At 60.5% G+C, this 24,133-nt stretch carries 9 protein-coding genes and 1 riboswitch; of the genes, 5 read left to right on the top strand and 4 right to left on the bottom strand.

Going from position 1 to position 24,133, the window contains the following annotated elements; all coding sequences use genetic code 11:
* Positions 1-4: 4 nt before the first annotated feature.
* Positions 5-11,116 (bottom strand): fibronectin type III domain-containing protein, encoded by an 11,112-nt coding sequence (locus tag BCM02_RS15565; protein ID WP_148930015.1) that lies wholly within the window; start codon positions 11,114-11,116, stop codon positions 5-7.
* 159 nt (positions 11,117-11,275) lie between these two features.
* Between BCM02_RS15565 and BCM02_RS15560 the strand changes: the two genes are divergently transcribed.
* From BCM02_RS15560 to BCM02_RS15545, 4 genes are all read left to right on the top strand, one after another.
* A complete protein-coding gene (locus BCM02_RS15560) occupies positions 11,276-12,658 on the top strand; it encodes a cryptochrome/photolyase family protein (RefSeq protein WP_148930014.1) in 1,383 nt (460 codons plus the stop codon).
* Positions 12,659-12,807: 149 nt separating this feature from the next.
* Positions 12,808-13,542 carry a suppressor of fused domain protein gene (locus tag BCM02_RS15555; protein WP_148930013.1) on the top strand — a complete coding sequence of 245 codons (735 nt, stop codon included), beginning with the start codon at positions 12,808-12,810 and terminating at the stop codon, positions 13,540-13,542.
* 609 nt (positions 13,543-14,151) lie between these two features.
* Complete coding sequence (locus BCM02_RS15550; protein ID WP_246183392.1) at positions 14,152-14,919, top strand: hypothetical protein; 768 nt, start codon at positions 14,152-14,154, stop codon at positions 14,917-14,919.
* 268 nt (positions 14,920-15,187) lie between these two features.
* Complete coding sequence (locus BCM02_RS15545; RefSeq protein ID WP_148930012.1) at positions 15,188-18,109, top strand: hypothetical protein; 2,922 nt, start codon at positions 15,188-15,190, stop codon at positions 18,107-18,109.
* A 293-nt stretch (positions 18,110-18,402) separates the two neighbouring features.
* On the opposite strand, the gene BCM02_RS15540 is transcribed toward BCM02_RS15545, so the two are convergent.
* Together BCM02_RS15540 and BCM02_RS15535 are read right to left on the bottom strand one after the other, a co-directional pair.
* Positions 18,403-19,089, bottom strand: coding sequence for an MBL fold metallo-hydrolase (locus BCM02_RS15540; protein WP_148930011.1), 687 nt, complete (start codon positions 19,087-19,089; stop codon positions 18,403-18,405).
* Between the two features lie 87 nt (positions 19,090-19,176).
* On the bottom strand, positions 19,177-20,673 hold the full coding sequence (locus BCM02_RS15535; protein WP_187434234.1) for a GGDEF domain-containing protein: 1,497 nt from the start codon (positions 20,671-20,673) through the stop codon (positions 19,177-19,179).
* Between the two features lie 180 nt (positions 20,674-20,853).
* Positions 20,854-20,938: riboswitch (cyclic di-GMP riboswitch) on the bottom strand.
* A 271-nt stretch (positions 20,939-21,209) separates the two neighbouring features.
* On the opposite strand from BCM02_RS15535, the gene BCM02_RS15530 reads away from it, so the two are divergent.
* Entirely contained in the window at positions 21,210-22,139 is a 930-nt protein-coding gene (locus tag BCM02_RS15530) for a helix-turn-helix domain-containing protein (protein WP_187434233.1), read from the top strand.
* 95 nt (positions 22,140-22,234) lie between these two features.
* Here the strand turns inward: BCM02_RS15530 and BCM02_RS15525 are convergent, their stop codons facing one another.
* Positions 22,235-23,929, bottom strand: coding sequence for a glycoside hydrolase domain-containing protein (locus tag BCM02_RS15525; RefSeq protein ID WP_148930008.1), 1,695 nt, complete (start codon positions 23,927-23,929; stop codon positions 22,235-22,237).
* Positions 23,930-24,133: the final 204 nt, after the last annotated feature.

Below are 24,133 nucleotides of genomic sequence, written 5' to 3'. Positions count from 1 at the left end.
TTCATCAGTCGGTCGCGAGCGGCGACTTGGCTTCCAGCGTCCGAAGCAGCATGACAGCCGCTTCGGCGCGGGTCGCCTGACCGCCGACATTCAGCGCATGCTGCGCCCCTTTCATCAAGCCGCCTTCAACCGCATAGGCGACAGCTTGCCGCGCCCAGGTTGGAACCCGGCCGCCATCGGAGAATGGGGCCAGGATCCGATCCGCGCGATCGGCCATCTCCGACAGATCGGCGCCGCTTGCGCGGGCGAACATAAGCGCCAGCTCGGCGCGGGTTATCGAATCGTTCGGCCGGAACTTGCCGCCGGCGCCTTCGATAATGCCCAGCGTCTGCGCCTGGCGGACGGCGTCCGCGTACCAGGCGCCGGCGTCGACGTCGGAGAAGCTTCCGGACGCGAGCGCCGTCGGGCGCCCTAAGGCAAGCGCCAGCGTGACCATCATTTTCGCCGCTTCCGCGCGCGTGACGTGACGGTTCGGCTTGAATTCGCCGCCGCCGACGCCGTCCATCATGCCGCGGCTAACCAGCACTTCGACATCCGAGCGGCTCCAGTGACCGTTCAGATCCCCGAAACGCGGATCGGCAGCCAGCACCGCAAAGGTGCCTAGGCTGGACACGGTTACCGTAACGGTGCCTTTGTTCTTCTGTACAAGGCCGCCGATCTGCTTCCATTGTCCGTTCGGAAGCTGACTGTATACCGCCAATTTCCGAGGATCAATGCCAGCTGCTTGCTGTTTGCTGTACGAGATCGTCATTTCGATCGGTCTGGATGGCGCGGTCCCGGATAGCTCATAAGCTTCCGATACCGGCTTAAGCACCGTCCCTGCCAGCGAACCGACCTGCTTCCGCTTCGCGGCGATAGCAGCGTCCGCGGAATAGGCGTAGGCTGGCACGATCACGATAAGCTTCCCGTCCAGCAGCGCGTAGTTACCGCCGCTTGGTCCGGTCGCGATGGAGCCGGTCCCGGTATCCGGCTGCTGGCCGTTGCCGTTGCCGGAACCACCGCCACCAGGCGCGCCGCCACCGCCGCCTCCGCCAGGTCCTCCGCCGGCAGACGTCGTTTGTTCCGTCACCTTGACGCCCGTCGAGGCGTTACCTTCGGAATCGACCGCGGTCAGCGTGATTTCGTATTTCGTGCTGCTCTTCAGGTCCGCGACCGTGTACGCTTGCGTACCCTTTACCGCGTCGAACGCGCCTTGCTGCTCCGCTGCTCCTTCCTCGCGCCATGCGATCCGAATATGTTTCAGACCGGCAACCGATGGATCGGTCCACGTGAGCTTCAACGTATCGCGGCCCGGTTCGGCTTTGACGTTCGTTACATCCGCGATGTCACTCTTCGTCTGCGCCGTCGCGGTCACGCCGAACGAACCGTTGCCCGCCTCGTCGAAGGCGGTCAGCGTAATTTCGTACGCCGTGCCGCTCTTCAGGTCAGCGATGGTATGCGTCCGCGCGCCTTTGTTTATCGTTACCGGCCCTTGAATCGCTTCTGTTCCCGCTTCGCGCCAAGTGATCTGCACGCCCGCGAAATCAGTCGCCGACGGGTCGATCCAGGCTAGCTTCAGCGAATCGCGGCCTGGCGTCGCGCTAACGTTCGTCACGTCGAGCGGACCGACCGTGTCGGGAGCCGTCTCGTCCGCGAACAGCGTCGTCTTCATCATGATCGTCTCGGCCGCGTTGCCCGTCTGGTCGACGGAGCGGAAGGCGATCTCATATTCCTTGCCCGTCTCGAGACCGGACAACCTCGCCCATTGCTGCCCTTTGGCGACCGCGACGGTCTGGGCCGGATCCTTGCTTCCTCTCGGCTTCCAGGCCAGCTCGACCTGGTTGAAGTCGATATCGGCCGGATCTTCCCAGGTCAGCAGGATCGCGCGCCGTTCCGCGAAGGCCGCCGGATTCGTGACCGCCGTCGGCGCCGTCGTATCGGCCGAGGCGACTGTTACTTGTTTAGCCGTATCGTCGCCGGACGGTATGCCGTTGTAGCTCAGCACCGCGCTGCTCGCCGTTACCGTGTACGTGGAACCATTTTGCAAGGCAGTCTCTGGCGTAAACCGGATATGGCGGGCGACTTTCGCGCCCTTCCACAGGGTCTCATCCACCGCTGTGAATGTGCCTTCCGCCGCATTGCCGCCGTCGCCGTTCGACGTTACGGCAATGCCGCCGGCTTCAATCGTATCCAGCCGCACATGGCGGTCGAACAGCACGTCGATCGCGGATCCGCCTGCTTGCGCGTGTACGTCCGTCATCGTCGCCGGTAATACGGAGACCAGCGGAATATTGACGTCGAAGTGAGGCGGCGGCACCCGAAGCTCGTCGCTCTCCGCGGTGACGTATCCGTCTTTCTCGTACACGACTTTCCACAAGCCTTGCGGAACGTCCCAGCCGTATCGGCCTACGGTATCGGTATATTGCGGATTCACCTGGCCGAACCAGTCCGCGTCCCATACCGTCCACTCGCCGGTCGCTTCGTCCTTGTACATGACGGTTGCTTTGACGCCTTGAACGCGGCGGGCTTCCGTTACCTCGTACACGTAGCCGCTCGGATCGTAGATCCAGACCGGATCCGCGACATCCTCGGGATCATCGCGGTCGTCGTCGCGATCGTCGTTGTCATCATTATCGTCGTTGTCGTCTTCGTCGTCGTCCTCGTCGTCGCGGCAGTCTTCATCGTTCGCCACGCGCGCCTTCAGATCGTCGACTTTCGCGCCGATATGGGCATCCATCACTTTGCCAATGCCGTTGGTCAGCATCCACAATCCGACGGTTCCCCAGCCGAACGTCGCCGGCCCGGCCACGAGCGATCCAAGCATCATCGACCACTTGGCCACTTCGTAAGCCATCGCCAGCTTGGCGATATCATTGGCTTCGTCGGCGTATTGCTGCGCCACGCCAGGCGAGCATCCCCCTGCGGACAACGCGACGTCGCCGAGTTCCTTAAGCGAATCGTTGACGCCCAAGCCGTCAAAGATCGAGTACGGCGTATCGATCGCCGTCCATACTTTGCCGGCGCCTTCCCATTTCATCGCGTTTTGTACCGCGATTTTAATGGCTGCGCCCGCGCCGCTGAACGCGGACAACGAACGCTGCGCGCTCGCGTCTCCGCTCATGGCGGAGGACATCTTGGCGATGGCCCCTTCGACGCCGAGCGAAGCGAATTCCGATTCCGGAATATAGGCCGTCATCGATACGTTCAACTGATTATTGCTAAGGCTATAGTTGAATCGCAGCCCGCGCACGGGCGATCCCGAACGGTCTGCGGCCGGCGGGGTATAGTTCTCGATCCGCTCCAGCCGGTAATTCATGCTCATGTTGACCTTTCCGCCGTCAACCGGCACGGAGCCCTTCATCGCCGCGGTATGCACCGTATCGCTCGTCGTATCGAGCTTAAGGTCTTCCGTCGCGAAGTCTTTGAGATCCGGCGGCAGCTGCTCGCGGTATTCCTCGTCCGACTCCGGCTGCGGCGGCACGGTGAACACATCCTGCGCCTCGTAAGAGACGGAGATGCCATCCGGATTGCTCGTTCTCAGCACGGCCGTGAACACGCCGTCGTCGCCGCGTTCGGCGATCGCCGATTCGCTTCCGGCGAATACGTTCACGTTCTTCACCGCGTCCGGATTAGTAAAGGTAACTTTGAAGATAAACGGCAGATACGGCGCGAAAACGTACGGGAATTTCGCCACGCCGTCGCTCGGGTCGAACGTCACTTCCCGTCCGTCAACCTGGCGCATCGAAAATTTCGTCATTTGCGGATAGGCTTTGCTAACGCGAATGCGCTTCGTATCGCTTGGCGTCTTGACCGTGCCGTCATCCGATTCGGCGAACAGACGGTAGATCGCCTCTTCCCCGCGATCCGGCAAGTTCACCGGCAGCTTCCACGTTCCGGCGGAAGAAGCCTGCGTCTCGCCGAGGAGCAGATCGCCATCATAGACCCGTACGGTGCTGCGCGCTTTCGCGATGCCGCTCAGTTTGATATCGCGGCGGCCGGTCACGTCCGGCGCATCGAGCGTAACCGACGAGACCTCCGCGGCCGCGCGGGCGACGATCTCGGAGACATTTTGGCGGCCAGCCGCGAACGTCATCTCCGAAGCGAGCACGACGGAAGCCGCGTTCATGCTCTCGCTCAGCTTCAGGCGGAAGACCAGCACGCCCGCTTCGCCTTTGGCCACTTGGCCCAGCGAGAACTCGACATAGCCGTCCCCCTGATCCGGAATCGTAATGAGACCGTTAAGCGCGCCGCTGTCCGAGACATAACTGACGCCTTGCGGCAGCATGAAGCGCATTTTGGTCTGGTCCGTCACGGCTTCGCCTTGATTGCGGAACGTCGCGCGCACTTGAAAATCGCTGCCGAGCGCGACGCGTCCCGGCGTCAGCGTCAAGCCGTTGCCCGACTGTCCGCCGTAGTAGGCTTTCTCCTGCAGCGCGATCTTGCCCAGATCGGATGGTTCTCCGCGTCTGGCTTCGAACTCGCGCTCCACGATGCGTCCGCCGGTTTTGATCTGCGCGACGTAGCGCCCTTCGCCGGGAAGCGGGAACTCGAAGGCGCGCGCTTTGATCGGATTCTCCAACACCAGCTGGCGTTTGCCCTGCGCGTCCAGTTTGAACAAATTCATGGATGGCCAGCCTTGATCCGGCTTTAATATCGCCACCAGCTCGCCTTTGAAACGCGTGCCGAGGTCCTCCATCCGGATTTCCAGCCCGGTTGTCCCGTCCTCGCCGACCGTCGCCGTTCCGCATGCGTCCGGGAGATGGGACTCCACGCCGCGCGCGCACATCCGCACTTCGTCGCCGGGCGACGCTTTGATCATCATCGGATTGCCCGAGGAAAGCACCGTGTGCGTAGGTACCGTGAAATGGTAATGGGCGATCGTCCGCCAATCCAGCTCGAGCGGCCCGACCCACTCGGCGCCCAGATGCTTCGTGAAGAGCTTGATTTGAACGGATGTCGGCACGCCTTCTTGAAGCTCCAAGTTGATCCGGGAGGTCTCGCTCGGCTCAAGCTTAAGCGACTCGATCCGGGAACGCCCGAATTTGGCGACCGCAGCCAGCAGTTTGATGTCGCCCGCGAAGACATTCGCCGCGTAGTTGCCGCTCGCGTCGGTTTTCGCCGTCTTCGTGAGCGTGTTTCCGTCGATGGTCTGGATCAAGGTCACGTCGGCTTTGACCGCCGCCCTGCCGTCGGCATACGTCACTTTCCCGCTCACCTTCGCCTTCGGTCTTTCGTCCAAGGCGAGCACGATCTCGTTCGCCCCCGGGGAGAGCTCGGTATCCTTCGACTTCCACAAGTACGCCTGGGACGCATCGCTTGCTTCCACGGACAGCTTCTCGCCGGACTGTCTGCCTTTGAGCAGGCTGATCGTGCCTTGAGCCGATGTCTCGCCGGTTCGGAGCACCACGCCGGCTTCATCCCAGATCGTGACGTCGATGTTGGACAGCGCATTGCCGTCCGGACCGACGATCCTAGTCAACAAGGCGGACTCGAAGCCGGGCGTCAGCGATTGCTTCTCTTCCGCGCCCCACGTCACGGTATAAGTCCGGTCGCCCAGCTTGGCGAACAGCTCTAAGCCTGAGTCCGTCACGAGACTAATCCGGTAGTCGCTCGCCTGCGGCAATCCGGCCAGCACGACCTCGCCGCCGCCGCTTAGTTTCATGCCGGCGCGCGTCTTCATGGCCGCGCTGGATACCGATAGATACGCGTCTTTGAGCAGATCGCCATGCGGCGTATCGAACGCGACGCGCAGCGCGCCGCCGACCCGGATCGATCCGGAGAGCGCGCTCTTGGCAGCCTCGCTGCCATCCTTGGCCAGCACGATCTGAAGGGCGAGCAGTTCGGACGCGCCTTCCGGCACGGTCAGGGCGCCCTCGTAGCCGCCTGTCGCCCTTTCCGTCAGGTTCGTTTCGGCCGTTCGCGTCTCGGCGCCATGCCGATACGTCAGTACCGCTTTGGCCGAGGCCTCGGCCGTGCCGGTCGCGCTGATCGCGATTCGTCCGCCGATTGCCGCATATCGGTTCTGAATGAGCGGCGTATGGTAACTGACCGATCGAATAACCAGATCCGTAACGCGGACGATCTTCGATTCCGAGTATGGACGTTTGGCCCCTTGGCCATCCACGGCGATGACGTGGTAGCTGAACACGCCCAGCGTCTCCGGCTGGTCCGTGTACGTGCGCTGGTCCGCGCCAAGGGTCGCGATCGTGACCGGCATTTGATTGCTGCCCGTGCGGACGACTTCATAAGCCGCGATATCGCTTGCGGCGGATGGCGCGCTCCAGGTCAGCTTCACTTTGCCGCCTTCCAGCAACTCCGCCGTCAAGGAAGCAAGCTCCCCTTCGCCCGCCTCATCGTCCGTCTCTGTGACGAACAGATCGACGCCGTTGAAATCGCCGGTCACGAGATTTTCCGCGACCGAGCGGAATGCGACGACTTTGCCGCCTTCGCTGACAGCGGGATTATAGGAAGAACCATTGCCCTGCTCGCCGTTGAACGCGCGGCTGACCAGCCTCGCCTTGCTCGCCTGCAGGTCGTAGAGGAACACGTCCGTGTTGCCGTTCTTATCGCCTGCGACCAGATTCGGCAAATCCGAGCTAAAGGCCACGTAGCGGCCGTCCGGACTGATCGACGGCTGCTTGCTATTGTAGTAATACAGATTTTCATCCGGCTTGTCGGTGATCCGTTTCACGGACGGCGTATCGCCGCCGCGGTCATACACGTAGATATCGAACGCGCTGAATTCGTAGCCCTGATACGCGAATGCGACCCGTTTGCCGTCCAAACTGACGGTCGGATGCGCGACCTCGTTATAGTAGTGAGGCTGTTCGTCATTGAAATGGGTGAGCGGCGTAAACGTCCTCGTCGCCGCGTCGTACAAGTAGGCGTCCTCGGACTCGTTCGTGTCCGGCGCCAGGTTGGTCGCCTGGGTGCCGAATACGATCGTCTTGCCGTCTCCGCTGACGTCCGGCTCGGACATCGAACCGTTCGGCAGCTTGCCTTCGGCGTTCAAGAGAAGCGACAACCCGCCTTCCGGACTGCCGTTGTCGTAGATGTACAGCTGCTCCGTCTGATTCGTCTTGATGTCGGACAGATTATCCGAGCGGGAGATGAAGACGATCGTCTTGCCATCCGCGCTGATCGCCGGCGTCTCGCTGTAATTGTTGGCGGGATCGCCCATCGGGGATTCGCTGATTCGCTTCAAGGTCACGCCGCCGGGCTCGTCGAACTTCCCGTTGCCGTCCGCGTCGCGGTCCATGACGAAAATTTGCGTATCCGGTCCCGAAGAAACCGCGCCCATCAAATTCTGGGCATCCGACTGGAAGACGATGTATCGCCCGTCTCCGCTAATGTCCGGTTTCATGCTCTGGCCGTCGCCCGGCATGCCCAGCTCGTCGCGGCTGATCAACTGGACGGTGCCGTGCTCGTAATCGTACAGGAACACGTCCATCCCGCCGTTCGTGTCGCCTTCCGCCAGCCGCGGCGAGGACGATTCGAATACCGCGTAGCGGCCGTCCGCGCTGATCTGAATGCCGCCGAAGCCCGACATGTTGTCGCCGTCCGTATCGGAGCCCGTCACGCGGGCGATGCGAGGACCGGGTCCCATCGTGACGGTATCGGCCGAATAGACCCGCTTGTTGCCTTCCGCGTCGTAGACCGCGAAAGCGAATTGATACGAGGTGTCGTTAACCAGATTCGTAATGAGCGCCTTCTGCTTGCCCTTGGGCAGCATGCGCGTCGCGTTCGTCTTGTCATCCGGCGCGCCGAGCTTGCGCCAGAGCACTTGAACGTACATGAAATCCAGATCGGACGGGTCGGTCCAGCTAACGGCGACCTGTCCCGGCTGTACCTCGAACCTCGCGTCCGACGCGCCGCCCGGCGCGTCGGTCTCCGCTTCGGCCAGCGTCGTAAGCGGCGCGCTGAGAGCCGCGCTTCCCCATTTATGGTCGACGCTGCCGGCCGCGACTTTGAATGCATAGCTCGCGCCCGGCTTCAAATTGGTAACCAAGAAGGATGGTTCCGTCGTCGATCCCACGAGCTCGCCGTTCCGATAAATTCGGTAAGCAGGCGTCGCGCCCGAGCCCGACTTCGGCTGCGGCCATTGAAGCGCGGCGTAAGTAGAACCGTACTTCGCGACCGTCAGCTCGGCCCCTTCTTCCCAAGCCGGCGCTTCCTGGTCCAGCTCTGCAGGGGATGTCGTGTAATAAATTTCAGTGTAGCCCGCGCCTTCCTCTTGGCCCGGCACTAAGTTCCAGGCGCGGGATTGGAACGCAAGATGCTTGCCGTCGTCGCTGACGGAAGGGCGCTGCACGTCCGCGTTGGCCGAGTCGCCCGTCGGGGACTGCCCCATCCAATACGTCATGCCCCGCTTCAGATCGCGGATGTATACGCTTCGGTTAACGGCGGACGGGTCCAGGCTGTCGTCGGACTCGAAGGCGACGAACCGGCCGCTTCCGCTCATGGCAGCCAGCACGTTCTCTCCCCCGCTCGCCTGACCGTCCACGGTATAGTTGGCCAGCTTCAGGTTGCGCGTCTTCCGATCGTAGACGTAGACATCGTTCGTATAATCTTGATCCTCGTCGCTAATATCGCCGGCGAACGATTCGAACGTCACGTAGCGGCCATCGTCGCTGATGGACGGATTCCGGCTGCTGTTGCTTCCGGATAAGCCTTGCGGGTTATGGCTGATCAGCTCATACTCCCCGTACAAGGTGTCGTACACGTATACGTCGTCGTCAATATTGATGTCTTCTTGCAGCAAGCCGATTTGGTTAATGCCGAAAGTCACATAGCGTCCGCTCGGCGTGATGTCCAGCTGAGACGGATTGAAGAAATCGCGCAGGCGGTCCGTGATTCGCGTCACGGCGTTGGTCGTCCGGTCTTTCACGAATACGTCCCAGGTCGTATTGTAGTCGTTCGTCGTGCCGTTGTCGGCATACGAGGCGAACACGATGTAGCGGGCACCGTCGCTCATCGCGTAAGGACGCGCCGTATTGTAAATGTAGCCGGCCGGCACGCTCTCGGCCACGCGCTCGATATTGCCGGTCTTCAAATTCGCCAGATACAGATCTTCGGTCTCGCCCGCTTCCAGCCCCTTCACGAGGTTGGACGCGTGGGAGGTGAAGAGCACGTAGGTGCCGTCTCCGCTGATCAGAGGCGCATAGCTGCCGCCGTCCGAATCGCCGCCCGAAGAAGAGCGGCTGATCAGCCGGGTCGTCCCCGCCGCGCGGTCGCGGACGAATACATCCGCTTCTCCGTTGGTGTCGCCGTCGACGAGATTGCTCGCCTCCGATTCGAAGGCGAGCAGGTTGCCGTCGTCGCTGACGGAAGCGAACTCGCTGTCTCCGTTCGGAGCTGCGCCATCGGCCGTTGCCGTAATGCGCTCGATCGGCGAGACCGCCTTCGTCTCGACCGAGACGCCGAGCGGCACGCCTCGATTGCCCGAGCGGTCGACCGGCACGACGTCGAACGCATAGGCAGTGCCCGGCTTCAAGCCGCCGAACGTCTGTCCGGGCAAATAGTTCCCCGGCAATTTGGCGCTCGCTTGGCTTACTTCGTAACGCGCGCTTCCGCTCTCGTCCTGCGCGAGCGGCCAATCCAGCTTCACGCTGGCGTAGCCGATCCCGCTTGCGGTAAGCTGCGCGCCTTCCGGCCATGTCGGCGCCGTCTTGTCGTTCGGGTCCGGGAACGCCGTCTCGAGCGCGCGCTTCAAGCTCCACTTGCCGCTGAGCATGCCGCCGGCGAGCGCTTCCTCCGCCGGCGTCTCGCTGTACGAACGAACGATCGACGCGCCTGCCGCCGCCATCGCGGCGGCGAACTCGCTGCCGTTATTCTCGGAGTAATCCCCTCCGATCGAGGCCGAGAACAACGCTTCGCCCGGCAGAATCAGCGATGCGCCGCTATTCGAGTTCGGCCTTCCCAAGCGGTCGTAACCGCCTACGGCGATGACGCCAGGCAGCGCCGCCGGGTAGTAGGACCCGACCTCCTCGTCTTCCACGACGATCGGGTTGCCTTCATTACCGGCAGGCGCAAGTATCGTAATTCCGGCTTGCTTAACCTCATCGACCGCTTCGGATAAATTGGACGGCAAGCCCGGATAACGCTGGCCCAGACCGATCAGAATCACGCCGACCTTCTCTCCGCCGCTCCCTCTCCACTGGGCAGCCGCTCGAACGCCCGCCGCCAAGCGGTCCAGCCGCTCCTCGCGATCCTCGTCGCCTACCGCCACCGGAAGAACCCGAATCTGCGCCTGCGGCGCCGCAAGCTTAGCCAGCCCTGCCGCGAGCGCGGCAACCCGCGTCCCGTGACCGGACTCGGAGGCATCGCCGGCATCATCGCCTTCGCAAATGTCTTCGCCTTCGCCCGTACAGGCGATGCCCGGAAGCACGGCGCCTTCGAGCAGCGGATGCGTCGCGTCGACGCCCGTGTCGATCACCGCGATGACCATCGGCTTCGGCGTCGTTCCAGCTGCCGAGATGAGCGCCGTTGCAGCTTCGGTCTCGATATGCCCGAACGCCCATTGGTTCGCGAATTCCGTCAGCGGATCCGAATTCTCGTCGGGAATTTCGCCGTCTTCACCAACGGTACCGGGTTCTTCGCCATCGGCAGCCTCATCGCCGTCGACAGGAACTTCAATGACACCGTCGCCAGTCGGCTGTTCTCCGGCATCGTCCTGCGGCGCTTCTCCCGAAGGCTCGCCGTCGTGATCGCCGCTGCTCGAATCATTCGAACCCGAATCGGGTACATCAACAGAAATGTCTTCGCCTGGAATAGACGGATTGTTGGAAGTAGAATCGGATGAAGGCTGTTCAACTTGCGCGGATTGCCCGGTTTCGCCGGATGGTGAATCTTCAGAGGGTTGTTCGTTATCAATCGTTCCGATCTTGATGGTATTCGTTAAGGTTGGTTGAGAATTGGTGGTTAAATCATTGGGGGGTAAGGCGGATGAATCCAGGGTATTGCGTTCAATCTGGGGGTTTTGTTGCAGGAATTTCTCGAAGAATTGCTGAATGTTCTGGGAACCGCTAGCCGGTGCGGCGTGTGCGAACGGCGTTGACAGTCCTATGAGCAGGACGCCCGTCTGCACCATGGCCATTCGCCTGGTCCATCGCTTCCATGTATTCGGTTTTCGTTTCACGCTGTACGCTCCTTTGCACGATTAGATACGTGCCGTATCCACATGTTTGCGAGTATACCATTGGTTAAACTTCTCTGTCTATCCAAAAATATCGGGTCAATGCTAAACTTTTATTAAAGAGGATGTTCGAACTCTCACTTAAAGAAAGGGGAGGGCCTCATGTACCTCTTCATGCACCGCAAAGATTTGCGCGGTTACGACTTGCGCGCCTTCGACGCGATCCGACGGCGAGGCGGCGAAGGCGTTCACCTGTTCGTTGTCGATCCCGCGCTCGCCGATCATCAGCGGTTGGAGAGCCACAGCGGGCGAACGTTCCTGCGCGCGCTCGCCCGGCTTGTCGCCGACTACAATGCCGCAGATCGGAAGCTGCATCTATTATATGGCGATCCCGCGGAAATTGTGGAAGCGCTGCTGCTGGCAATGCCCATCGCGGGCTTTGTCGCTCAGGCGGATTTCACGCCCTATGCGCTGCGGCGCGATTCGCGGCTGCGTGCGGCCTGCGAGCGGCACGGCCGCGGGTACAAAATCTATGACGACGCGCTTCTGATCGATTTGGCGGATTTCGGCCAATTTGCCAAGCGGACCGAACCCTATAAAGTGTTCACTCCCTTCTACCGCATGTGGCTCGGTTATATGCGGCAATGTTATGCCCCGTCCGGCACGGCGCGCCTTGCCGACCTGCATACGGTCCGCAAGCTGGACAGCGGTATCGAGAATCGATACCGGCTGCCGGCGGATATCGCCTCGCGGCTGGCAGCGGCCGCACGGATGAACGCGCACGCGGAGAGCCCGCTGGAGCAGCTGGCCTCCTTCGCCGAAGCGAGCGTCGCGGACTACTCGGACCGGCGGGACGATTATGCCGTGGATGCCGGCAGCGGCCTTGCCCGCTGGCTGAACCACGGCGTGCTCTCGCCGCGAATCGCGTACGAAACCGCCCTTGACCGCGACGGCGCGGAAGCCTGGATACGCCAGCTCGCTTGGCGGGATTTCTATCTCATGCAGGCCCGCCAAAATCCCGACTACTTCGCCTATGAGCACTTGTTGGATCTTAGCGGGCTGTCGGATGCATACTTCGACGCCTGGGCCGAGGGGCGGACCGGCATCCCCGTCATCGACGCGGCGATGATGCAGCTTCGCGAGACGGGCGAACTGCCGAACCGGCTGCGCATGATTACGGCCATGTTCCTGACGAAGAATTTACGTTGCCCGTTCACCAAAGGCGAAGCGTATTTCAGACACATGCTCGCCGATTACGACAATACGCTGAACCGCGGCGGCTGGCTGTGGAGCTCCTCGCTCGGCTACGACGCCTCGCCATACTTCCGGATCATGAACCCGGTCACGCAGTCGATCACGCACAATCCGTCCGGCAGTTACATTCGCCGGTGGCTGCCGCAACTCGCCCACCTGCCGGATAAGACGATCCACCAGCCGACGCCGGAGGCGATCGTCGATCTGAAGCGCTCGCGGGCGCTCGCCATCGAGGCATACCGCGGCATTCTTCGTCCCTCTGTCGGACAGGCTGTACCGCCGGAGGAATGATGGACGAAGCTTGATGCCCGTCCCAGCAAGCTTCGCCCATCATTCGTCATAATTTTACCAAAAAGTGACATTTATCCGTTCACAAACCGCCCGTTTCATCGTACAGTTAGAAGGACTAGCCCATTTCGTCCAAATTTAAGGAGGCTGCCATGAGCAACCAAGAAGCATCCCCAGCCGGCATTCCCGTCTACCGCCACGAAGCGAAAGACCGCGAGATCGATTTCGCGGCCGGAGACGAGCAAGCCATCCAGCGCATCACCGCCCATGTCGAGCAGCACATCGGCCCGGTCGCGAACGTGTTCCATGAGATTATCTCGGACTTGGTTCACATCGATATCTTGTTCGTCCCGCCGACGCCGCAGCGCAATTACTACACGCTTGTCACTTGCGGCATGAGCAATCGGCCGATGACGGTACCCGAAGGCGCCGAGAACTTCCGTTACGCGGAGCTCATGCTGTGTCTGCCGCCGTCGTGGCCGATGTCGGAGGAGGCTTTTCGCGATGAAGAGCATTACTGGCCGGTCCGCATGTTGAAAACACTGGCCCGCCTTCCCCATGAATACGACACATGGCTCTACCACGCCCACACGATTCCGAATGGCGATCCGGCCCGGCCGTATGCCCGTAACACGAAGCTGGCCGGCATGCTCGTCGAACTGCCGACCCTTGTGAATGACCCGCACGCCTTCTTCACGTTGAACATGGAAGCGGACAAAGACGTGCATTTCTTCACGCTCGTCCCGCTCTATGCGGAAGAGATGAATCTCAAACTGGCCCAGGGCACGGAGCCGTTGCTCGAGAAGCTTGCCCAGGCCGGCGTGAACGAGATCGTGCAGCTGGACCGGAAGAACGTCGCGAAGAAAAAGCTGTTCGGTCTTTTCTAAATCTTACGCATGCATGATGCAGCACTGCGACATTGCGAGCCGCTTCTCTCCCGGGAGAAGACGGCTTTTTTGGCGCTACCCAGCCGGCTAACTGCTACCTGGACCGCCGCTCCGCTTCAGGTGTCCTCCCCCTTTCCCCTCCCCCTTCCCCCTCCGCTGAGGGGAACCAAAGGGCTTTGCCCTCTGGACTCCCTTTTTCGTGCTGGGGCACATATTCGTGGTCGGCGATTGGGCTTGAGCGGGGTACGCTATTGTCCTGACGGACAAAGCTTCAGTAGGTTTTGAAGTCCGTCCTATGACTTAAGCCTGTCAACTATAGGCCCTAGTTGGCTTCAATGGACGTTTTTCCTTAACCTGACAGCATTGCTGAGGGGGCTCCGAGGGCGCTGCCCTCTGGACACCCGTTTTCGTGCTGAAGCTTAGTTCAGTGGTCGGCGGAGGCTTTCGAGTTGGCACGCTTTTGTCCTGCGAACAAAGCTTGTGTTTGTTTGCTTGGCTACCCTACCTTCCAACAGCCAAGGCGCTTCCGCGTCATCCGATGACGGCAAACGCCTTTTTACATAATTTTGGCTGGTAAAGCGCACGGTACCCTTGAGGTGATCTATGAATATGATGCGCGATACTTGGTATAAATTACTTGTCACGCTAGTTGTCTTCCACTTACTCACCGCCGCAGCTCTCGGTGCCGAGCCGCTCTCCGCGTCCCCGTCCTCCAGCTTGGAGGAGCAAGCCGCTTCGCTTCAACGCCGCCTAGATCAGCTTGAACCGGCGAAGCCCGAGAAGATGCTCGAGCTGCCGGGCGACCGGGAAGCCGCCGCTTATTACCCGACCGATACCATTCCGGCCGCGCACGTGATCGCCGACGGCAAACGAATTCCGTTCCGCGTCATCCAGAACGATCCCCTCTATCAAAGGCCGGTCTACGAAGAGCATTGGCACAGCACGTATTGGGGCGGGCGGTGGAGCTGCATTCCCGCTCGCATACACCACGCCCTGCATCGATTGTTCGCAACGTACGATATTGGATTATCCCATGTAATGTCGTTTACAACAGACGTTGGCGTAGATTTCCCCATATTTCAGGACGAAACCGATCTCGACTTATACCTCGTCGTCTTCCAAACGAAAGTATGCGCCGTCTATACGAAGGGCAATCAGGTCGTCGTCGTTGGCGCGCCTGCGCGTTACGGCGTGCAGACGCTGACGGTCAAGACGGGCGACCTGCGTCCTTCGAACACGGATAAATGGCTTCTCGTCCAGCTTGTTACTCCAACTGGCGACGAAGTGGATTATACGCACATCAGCTATGTGGAGCCTGATTTTTGGGAGAAGCAAATTCGTAAGGCGAAGGAACGCGGCTTGCGTGGGCGGGAATGAACGTACGCTTTCGATAACTGCCGGCAGTTCAAAATACACGAGCATTTCTAGACAAAAACGGCAGTCGTCTTCCCATTATCCGAGCTTCGGACGATCGCGGGAAGTACCATTCTCGGCTGGTACCGACCAAAGGGCCCAGCCTTTATTTTTGGGCATTTGCGCCTATCAACAAACGCGCCGACCTGCTTATATAATCGTTCCTGTCGGGCAAGAGCCAACGGCAGCACGACTCCCCTCAACTCCCCCGCCCAAATAATCCATATTGGAGATGATCCCCATCGAAATCATCATCGGTCAATCCCCTATTGACTTGAACGAGCTGAAGCAGAACGTATTCATGACGCAAATCCCGGCCGACGGCATCCTGGCGCCCGGCCAACCGCTCGTTTACCGCTTTTGCAAACCCGCCTTCCCCGTTCTTCCCCGCTCCGGACACGCCGGCGAATATTACTACGGCGACAAGTACGACTTCCCGTACGAGCTCGAAATTCTGATCGGCGTCAAGAAAGGCTCGGCGGACTTAATTCGGGGCAAAGACTACGCCTACGAGGAAGAACGGACGGCTGACTATACGGAAATAACGATTACCCCGCTTCTCAAGGTCGAGCAGCAATCGGAGCTGACGATTCAAGCTACCGCCCAAATCGTGCTCAACGGCTATTCCGTGTCGCGCGGCTTCCCGGCCGATGCCGTCACGCTGCTGCCGACCGCTTCCGACACCGTGTTCGCCTCGTTCCAAGCCGAATCCACCTCCACCAGCCTGCTTCGCAGCGGCGATTACCTCCAGGCCAGCCTCTCCACCATTCTGAAGTCATTGCCGGAAGGCACATCGACCGATTCGTTCCCGATCAAGACGACGATGCCCGTGAACGGCAAGCCGACGCTCGTCACGATCCACGCCGTGCAGTGGGAAGCGTTCAAAGTTCCCGTCGCCGCCGAAGGCGCCGCCGTTGCGGCAAACACGCCGATCAAGCTAGAGGAGGGCAAAGACTTCCAATCCCCCGACGGCTTGGACAAAATCAACGCCCGCTTCCTGTTCACCCCGCAGAAGGAGGACTACAAAGCCTACGCGACCGCGAACGTGCTGACCGAGGTTAACGGCATCACCCAAACCCTCTCGCTGACGACGCCCGCCACGACCATCCAGTCGGTCAGTTCCGTGCTCGCCGACGTCATCGGCGGCTTCGACCTCATTCCGAATTCGTTCCATACGCTGAAGCCCGGCCAGCCGTTCGAGCTGAAGATCGTCCATAAGCTGCTCGATCTCGCGAAGCCGTTCGGCGAGCTGCTCGTCGGCGTGCTGCCGCTGCCATGGAAAATCGAGGGCATCGCGTGGGAGCTGGCGCGCCTGTCCCCAACTGCCGCGGCCGCGCCGCCCGTTCCGCTTGGCCTCGGCAAGGACTTCTTCCTACGGGATGCCGGAAGCGCCTTCGAGCAGCAGCTCACGATCCAGCCGATCCTCGTGGATACGGACGCGCAGGCAATCCCGCAGACGTACGAGCTGAAGGGGATCGTCTCTTATCTGATCAATGGGACGATGCAAGCTTCTGCGCCGATCAAGCTGCTCATCAAGCAGCTCCCGCTCGTGAAAGATCACCTTCGTCAGCTGTTCCGGGTAAAAGCAAGCAAGCTCGGGTCGGTGCGCCAAGGCGAACCCGTGCTGCTCAAACTCATGACGCCGTTCGAGGGGCTGCTCGGAGGCGGGGCCGCCGGTCTCACGGCGCTGCCCGATCTGCAATGGTTCCCGGTCACGGGCGATCTGCCGATCGGAGGCTTGTCCCTCCCCTTCGAGATCCGCGAGGTGGCGTGGAGCGTGCTTGACGAGCACGATAATCCGCTTACGGAGGGGGAGCATTTCCGCTCGGCCGAAGGACTCGGCCAGCTGCAGACGTCGCTCGTCTTCCTGCCGCCGACGGTATGGGAAGGCAACGTCGCCGAGGTGGCGCGGAAGGTGCAGGCATCGGTCACCGCGGCTATTAACGGCATACCGCTTACGCTAGAAGGCCTCAGCCTGAACTTCCTGCTGAAGCCGCTCAACCTACTGCCGTTCAAGGATAAGATTCTCGCGGGCATCATGAACACGCTTCAGATCACCCGCAGTTCCGATACGCTCGAGCCCGGCACGTCGCTCGTTGCCGAGCTCACGTCGAGCTTGGCGAAGGCGGGGACGCCAGCCGGCATCGCGGCTCAATCTGCCGGCATTGCGGAAGACGACGGGAAGCTCCTCTCGGGCACGCTGCCGTTCATCGACGACCTGATCCCGTTCGAGCTGCCGGTCGGCTTCTCGGTGAAGCTGGACTGGAAGCTGTATAAGAAGCTTGTGAACAGCCAGTTCGAACCGCTCGGCGGCAGCGAGTTCAACATCCGCGGCGCCGACCTGTCGGACAGCTTGAACCCGTGGAAGGAATCCCGTCTCGACCTGCTGCTCACGCCGCAGATCAAAGGCTTCCATCAGCTGGCCGAGCTCGATCTGCGCTACCTCGAGGCCGCACTTGAGATTCAGATCGCGAATCTCGAGCCGATCGCGCTGACGCTGCCGAAGATCCCGATCGCCCAAGTACCGATCGCGGTGCCAGAGCTGCTGCTGGCTGGCGAGCATCGCCTGAACGATCTCGAGCAGGAAGGCGACCGGCTCATTATTTTGCCGGAGTCGACGATGGGCGGACTTGTCAGCTGGGATCTGCTCAAGCCCGTGCTCGAGAAAGTGACGACGCAGCTGAACATGGTCTACAATCTGCTGGACGGCATAGCCGACAAAGTCGAATTCCTCGCCTCGCTCCTCGGCCTGAAAGAAGCACTCGAGATCGTCCTGCAGCCGATCGGCGCAAACACGATGTGGGTCGCGGTCGCCCAAGGCGACGCCATCCCGAACCTGGAAGTGCTGCCGAAGATCGACCATGAGCTGACCGACGACGACGAGTGGGACGACGAAATTTCCGGCTTCGTGGCCATCCTGCCGTCCAACCGCAAAATTACGGTTTTCGAAGACGCCAATTACAAGGGCAAATCGATGGATATCGTGCCTTCGCTCGCCCGGACGCTGGAAGGTCATCCATACGGGAATATTGTCTCCGTCCTGATCAATCTCAACGTCGACGAGGGTAAGCTTGCGCCGGTTCCGGCCGGCACGCTCGTGCGCCAAGTCGGCAACGACGCCATCGATTCGCTGCGGTTCTTGAATATTAGTTAATAGGCGCATTGGTTTGCGTTCACGGTCCAAAGACCGGGAATGCAGCATTGCGCTAAAAAGGCTGATTGGTTTGCGTTCGCAATCGCGAGATTGGGAATGCAGCATTCAGCCACTGCTGATTGGTTTGCGTTCGCAAACGCGAGATTGGGAATGCAGCATTCAGCCACTGCTGATTGGTTTGCGTTCGCAATCGCGAGATTGGGAATGCAGCATTCAGACGCACTGCTACTGCCGATGTCGAAAAAGCGGCCTCTCCCGAAATGAACGGGATGAGGCCGCTTTGGGCATAACGCTTAATTCGTAACGTTGGTCGTCTCCACGAGCTCGCGCAGCCGCTGGCGAATATCGCCGGTCACGACGCCGCCATGATAGGCGATGACCGTCTCGATGTCCAGCTCGATCAGCTTGGCGATGCTCGCCAGCGCCGTGCGGGGTTCGAGCGTATGGCGCGGGTCGAACGCGTGGAGCACGCCGTCCGCCGCGGTCAAGGCGTCGCCAGCGATCAGCGTCTTGCTCGGCTGGTGGTACAGCGAGATGTGGTCCGGCGTATGGCCCGGCGTGTGCACGACTTGAAGCCCGCGGGCCACGGGCAGCACGTCCCCGTCCCGCAGCGCGCGGTCAACCTGGACAGGCACGGCGAGCTGCTTGCTCTTAAGCAGCGGAATCTCGCCCGCCAAGTAAGGCACGCCGACCTCGTGCGCCAATACTTGAACGGCGCCACCAGTCGCCTCGACAAGCTCCGGCAGACTGCCGATGTGATCGCGGTCCTGATGCGTGATGATGATCGTCGACAGCTTCGCGAGCGGCACCGAAGCTTGCTCCAGCACGCCGCGGATCAGCTCCAGCTGTCCCGGAATCCCCGTATCGACGAGAACCGCGCCCTGCTCGTCCGCCAGCAAGGCGGTATGAACGACGAACGGATTGCCGTTCACGTCCATTTCGAATGCGATCGCTTGAAGCCTATTGTCCGTTGAAGCCATGTCCTCACTCCCCATCCTCGTTCATATGGATCCCGGTAGCGAATGCATCGGGCTATACTTGCATCATGCCCGCTCCGGCTCCCGGTGTCAACCGCCTTCATGTGCCGGAGCGAAGACCGCCCGGCACCCTCCTTCGCGCTTCGCCATGTACATGGCGGCATCCGCCAGCTGGATCAGCTCCGCCGGCAGAACGGCATGATCCGGGTAGAGCGCGACGCCGATACTCGATGAGACATGCAGCTCCAGCTCTTCCATGCGATATGGCTCCGATAGACGCGCCGCGATCGCGACGGCCAACCGGCCGACCCGCTCGCGCGTCGCCTTCTCCATGACAAGCGCGAATTCATCTCCGCCCAGCCGCGCGAACGTGACGTTCTCCTCCTGCAGTCCCCGAAGCCGGTCCGCCACCGCCTGCAGCAGCAAGTCGCCAGCCCGGTGGCCGTACTGGTCGTTCACCGGCTTGAACCGGTCAAGATCGAAGTAGCAGACCGCGACTTGCTCTTCCGATCGGGCAGCCTCGTTGATCGACGCCTCCAGCTTCTCCAGGAACGACTTGCGATTGAGCAGCCCGGTCAAACCATCATGACGAGCCACGAATTCGGTCATCGCCAGCGTGGATTGCAGCCGTTCGTGCAGGCGTTCCCGCTCCGCAAAGAACAATACTTGACGAAAGATGATCAGCACGACGATAAACAGCAGCGCGTACTGGATAAACGGGTTCATCCGGTCGATGAGAATGATGAACGTCACGATCAGGAGTCCCAAATAAGGCATGCCGAATTTTATCATCTGAACCACTCGATTGTGCTGCGTCGGCTCGTTCCACGCCGCATTGCGCGTATCCGCCGCCTCATGCTTGCAGGCCATCGCCAACGCGAAGGCGCCCACGCTCCAGCAGGCATCCAGATAGCCCTCGATATCCAGCTCCCGAATATCCACGAACAACCAGTACGCCGTATCGCCGGCGATATAGAGCAGAAAGGCAAGGACAATATATACTCGGGCCGACCGGCTGTATTGCCGGTCGCTGTTCAGCACCCAGATGAACAGAATAAACAGCATCAGCGCATCGGCTATCGGGTATAGCATATTGACCGCGACCGACAGGTCGATCCCTTCGGTCCATGCATTGGCATACGCCGGTCTGATGACGAATTCCCAGCTAACGACCAATAGACTGACCAAGAGCGAGAGCGAGTCGGTGACGAGACGGAATCGTTCCTTGCCGCCGCGCACCAATTGCGCCATCGCCGCCACGAGCAACCCGGACTGCAGCAGCCACAGCACATCCGCCGCGCTTAACTCCGGCTTGGGCATCTGCCAGATCCAATCGCTGGCCGCCCATATGGATTGCGCCAGCATTTCGAGCACCAGCGTAATAACGATCAATCGCCAAAATCGACGACTCGCGCCTTGAACCCGCTTCAGTACGGGGATCATCACGGCTATCGCGAGCGCAGGAGCCACGATGTTCATGACGTAGAGCAGGTCGCTATTCCCGCCCGTGCGGATCATCTCGAAGAACTGAAAACAAAGAAAAACGATAAAAAGAACAAGGGCATTGGGCCGCGAGCGTGCATTCATAGTTGTTCCCCCGTGCATACTTGGTATATAAAGGTCAAATTGAAACGTCGGCTGCTCCGTCTTTTGCGGCGTTGCGCGCTTCATTCCGTAGAAATAGAGGCTTTTGTATTTGCATCAAGGTGAACCCGATACTTTTCCATATGGCAAAAAGGCATCCGCTTCTGACGCGAATGCCTCGGGGCAAGCGGTCTGGCAGCCGTTGCGCGCGCGCGTTAGGCCCATGACTTTGCGTCCTTACTTTTCAGTAAGTTTGCCGAAACGTATCGTGATATGTCATGCAATCGTAATCTAGTTATACAGCGATTGGCGATTTTTTTCCATGACCAATACTTGCAAGAAAAGGATGCAAAAAGGTATACATGCCAAGGAATTGTCGAAATAGGCAAAGGGAGGTCCGATTATCGGCGTACTTACGCGCTCCGGCAAGCATGCCGAACCGAACCAACCGCCTAAATGAACGCGAGTTTGTACCCCGCCCGTCGTCGCGCTATGGTAAACTAGAAGCCAAATGCTGCCCTGCCGGGGGGATGAACGCGATGGATTTCAGCGGACGCGAGCTGTCGGAAGCCTTATCGATCCGCAAGTTGATTTCGTTTCATTATTTCGAATACGCGAAAGGGTTCACGTTCGACGGCGAAGCCCACGATTTCTGGGAGTTGCTGTACGTCGACAAAGGGGAAGTCGAGGTGCGCGCCGGCGAACGGACGCATCTGCTGAAGGCCGGAATGGTTATTTTCCACCAGCCGGGCGAATTCCACGCGGTTCGCGTCGGAGCCGCGCACAAACCGCCGAACCTGATCGTCATGGCCTGGGCATGCGAGTCGCCTCATCTGAATAGGCTGGCGGGCAAAATCGCGGCGCTCGGCAACGAAGAGCGGAATTTGCTGTCGCTCCTGCTGCAGGAAGGATTCCGCACCTATAAGCCGCCGTTCGACGATCCGTACGCGCACGGCTTGTCGCTGCGGGAAGATGCGCCTTTCGCGGGCGAGCAAGCGCTGAAGTCGTTTTTGACGCTGCTGCTCATCCGCCTCATTCGGAACGAATGCCGCGACGAGGAAGCCGCGCCAGACAAGCGGAAGCTTACTTCGGCCAGACAGGAGAAAGCCGAACAACGAATTGTTCGGCTGGCAATCGCGTATATGAAGGACAACCTATCGGAGGCGCTTACGCTGGACGATCTGTGCCGGGAGGTCCATCTCGGCCGTAGTCAGCTGAAACGCATCTTCCGCACGCATATGGCGCAAGGCGCGCTCGATTGTTTCAAACGGCTGAAGATCGAAGAGGCGAAGACGATGATTCGCGAGGAGCTGTACAATTTCTCGGAAATCGCGGCCAAGCTCGGCTACGCGAGCCTGCATTATTTCTCCCGGGATTTCAAGCGCGCCGTCGGCATGTCGCCCTCGGAATATGCAAAGTCGACGCAGGCTCGCATCGGCGTGCGGGGGCAAAGCGAAATGCTGCCGTAACCAAAGATTACGGCAATCCAAGTCGCTGCCGACATGCTGCACGCAACCTTCAGTTGCTGCAATCCAAGTCGCTGCCGACATGCTGCACGCAACCTTCAGTTGCTGCAATCCAAGTCGGCCAACTTACCGTTCACCCGCTCTCTCACCTCGAGCAGCCAGGATGCCGAACGCGGGTAGTCGCTGAAGGTAATCGGCCGCTCCAACCCGTCTTCGATTAGCGCGACGACGGCTTCTTTCCCGATTCGCGATTCCAGCAGCTCCATCGCCCGCAGATCCTGCAGCGCTTCGGCGAACACCTCCAGTCGGATCGACTCGATCGGCCCGTCCTCGCCCGGATAGACGAGGAACGAGTCCCCGGACGGGAAGCTCATGTCGGCATCCGTCACCCGGAAGGGATCGACCGCCTTGCGCGAGTATTGCGAATTCCAGAAGTTGTAGCCCCAATGCAGGAAGCCCTGCAATCCGTATTTGTACAGCTGCAGCCCGATGATCCGGTTGCGGCTGGACGGCATATGGAAGAACCGGTTCGATACGCCCTGCCGCTGGGAGACGCAATAGTAGGTCCACAGCGGATCCACGCCATGTTCGAGGAACGACTCGATATGGTCGTTGGCCGGCACCGGAATTTCGACCAGCCCGAGCTCGTGGAAGGCGTAGTCCGATAGCGCGTCGATCATCGGGAATTCGCTCAGATGCTCCCGCAGCATCGCGCTGACCGTCCGGTACTGCTCTAGATGCTCCCGGGAAGGCTCGTCGGATACGTGAAAATAACTGCGGGCCTCAAGTCCGTTCGCCTTGATGAAGGCCACCAGCTCAGGCAGGAACGCATTCAGGAAACCGCGGTACGCTTCGCCGGCCGCATCCGTCTCCCAACCGAAAATCCGCCGCTCCTCCCCATCCGCGATCGCCACGATCTTCGGCGCGTGCTTCGCCCCCCACTGCGTGAACAGATGAGAGAACTCGAAGTATTCGATTCCCTTCTCGAGCGCAAGTTCCACCCACCGCTTCAAACGATCGAACCCGAAGCTGTACCGCCCGTCCGCAAGCGTCACGTCGACGAGCTGCACGGTCGGCCGCTCTCCGCCGATTTCCGTATCGAGCGGCGGCGTGAAGAGCGGCGTCAGCAGCATGTTGATGCCGTGCGCGGCCGCCGTCCCGATGAACTGTTCCAGCCGCCGCCAGTGCTCCTCGCTGAATGCGGGACAGCCGTAATACGTGGCAATGCAATCCGCGTGGAACCACTCGGTATGGATGAGACGCTGCTTCGGCAGCTGCTGCGGAACGACGGTCAGCCGGAACGTCTCTTCGCCTAGCGCATCGCCCGACTCTTCCTCGAATAGGACACGGACCGGGTAAGTTCCGCCTGCCGCCGACGTCGGAATGTCAACCGTCACCCATACCGCCCGCCACTGTCCCGGCAGCGCCCGCGGCGGCTGCACGTCCGGCGGGTACAACGGATCGGGATACAGTCCCGGCGTCGTTCGCAGGCTGTCCGCGTCGGCGTCGTCGAAGCACGGCAGCTCCGACGGAGCCAAGCCGACGGTGCGGATCGCGACCGTGCCGCCCAGCGTCGATTCCGCGCGCACGATCAACGGCTTAATCATGTTCTTGGATCGGTACGCGACCTGGAAAGCGTAAGTCTCGCCCTGCAAGGCGGATGCCTGTTGGAAGGACATCTCCGTCAACTCTTCGTCGCTGAATACTTTCGACAAGGAGCTCAAGACTCTCGTCTCTAATTTTTCGTTCACGCCTATCGTTCTCCCTTCACAACCACGGGAGGCTTCGCGCATGCGCCCTGCCTCTCCCTTGCCCCTATTGTAGCGGCACCTTGGCTGGCGCGAATTTAGCAGAAAAGCCGCTTGGTTTGTACGATTGGAGCAAGGAGCGCGCGAGACCAAGCAGCGGCGGACAAGTACCGTCCGTGCCCCGTCCACACGAACCGTCCCCCTCACTCCGAGATTACAATATGAAAAAGCCTCCGGCGCCGCAGTATA

This window comes from Paenibacillus methanolicus (assembly GCF_008124765.1).
Taxonomy (GTDB): domain Bacteria; phylum Bacillota; class Bacilli; order Paenibacillales; family Paenibacillaceae; genus Paenibacillus_Z; species Paenibacillus_Z methanolicus.
The sequence above is the reverse complement of the archived record's forward strand: the minus strand, read 5'-3'. Positions and strand labels throughout refer to the sequence as shown.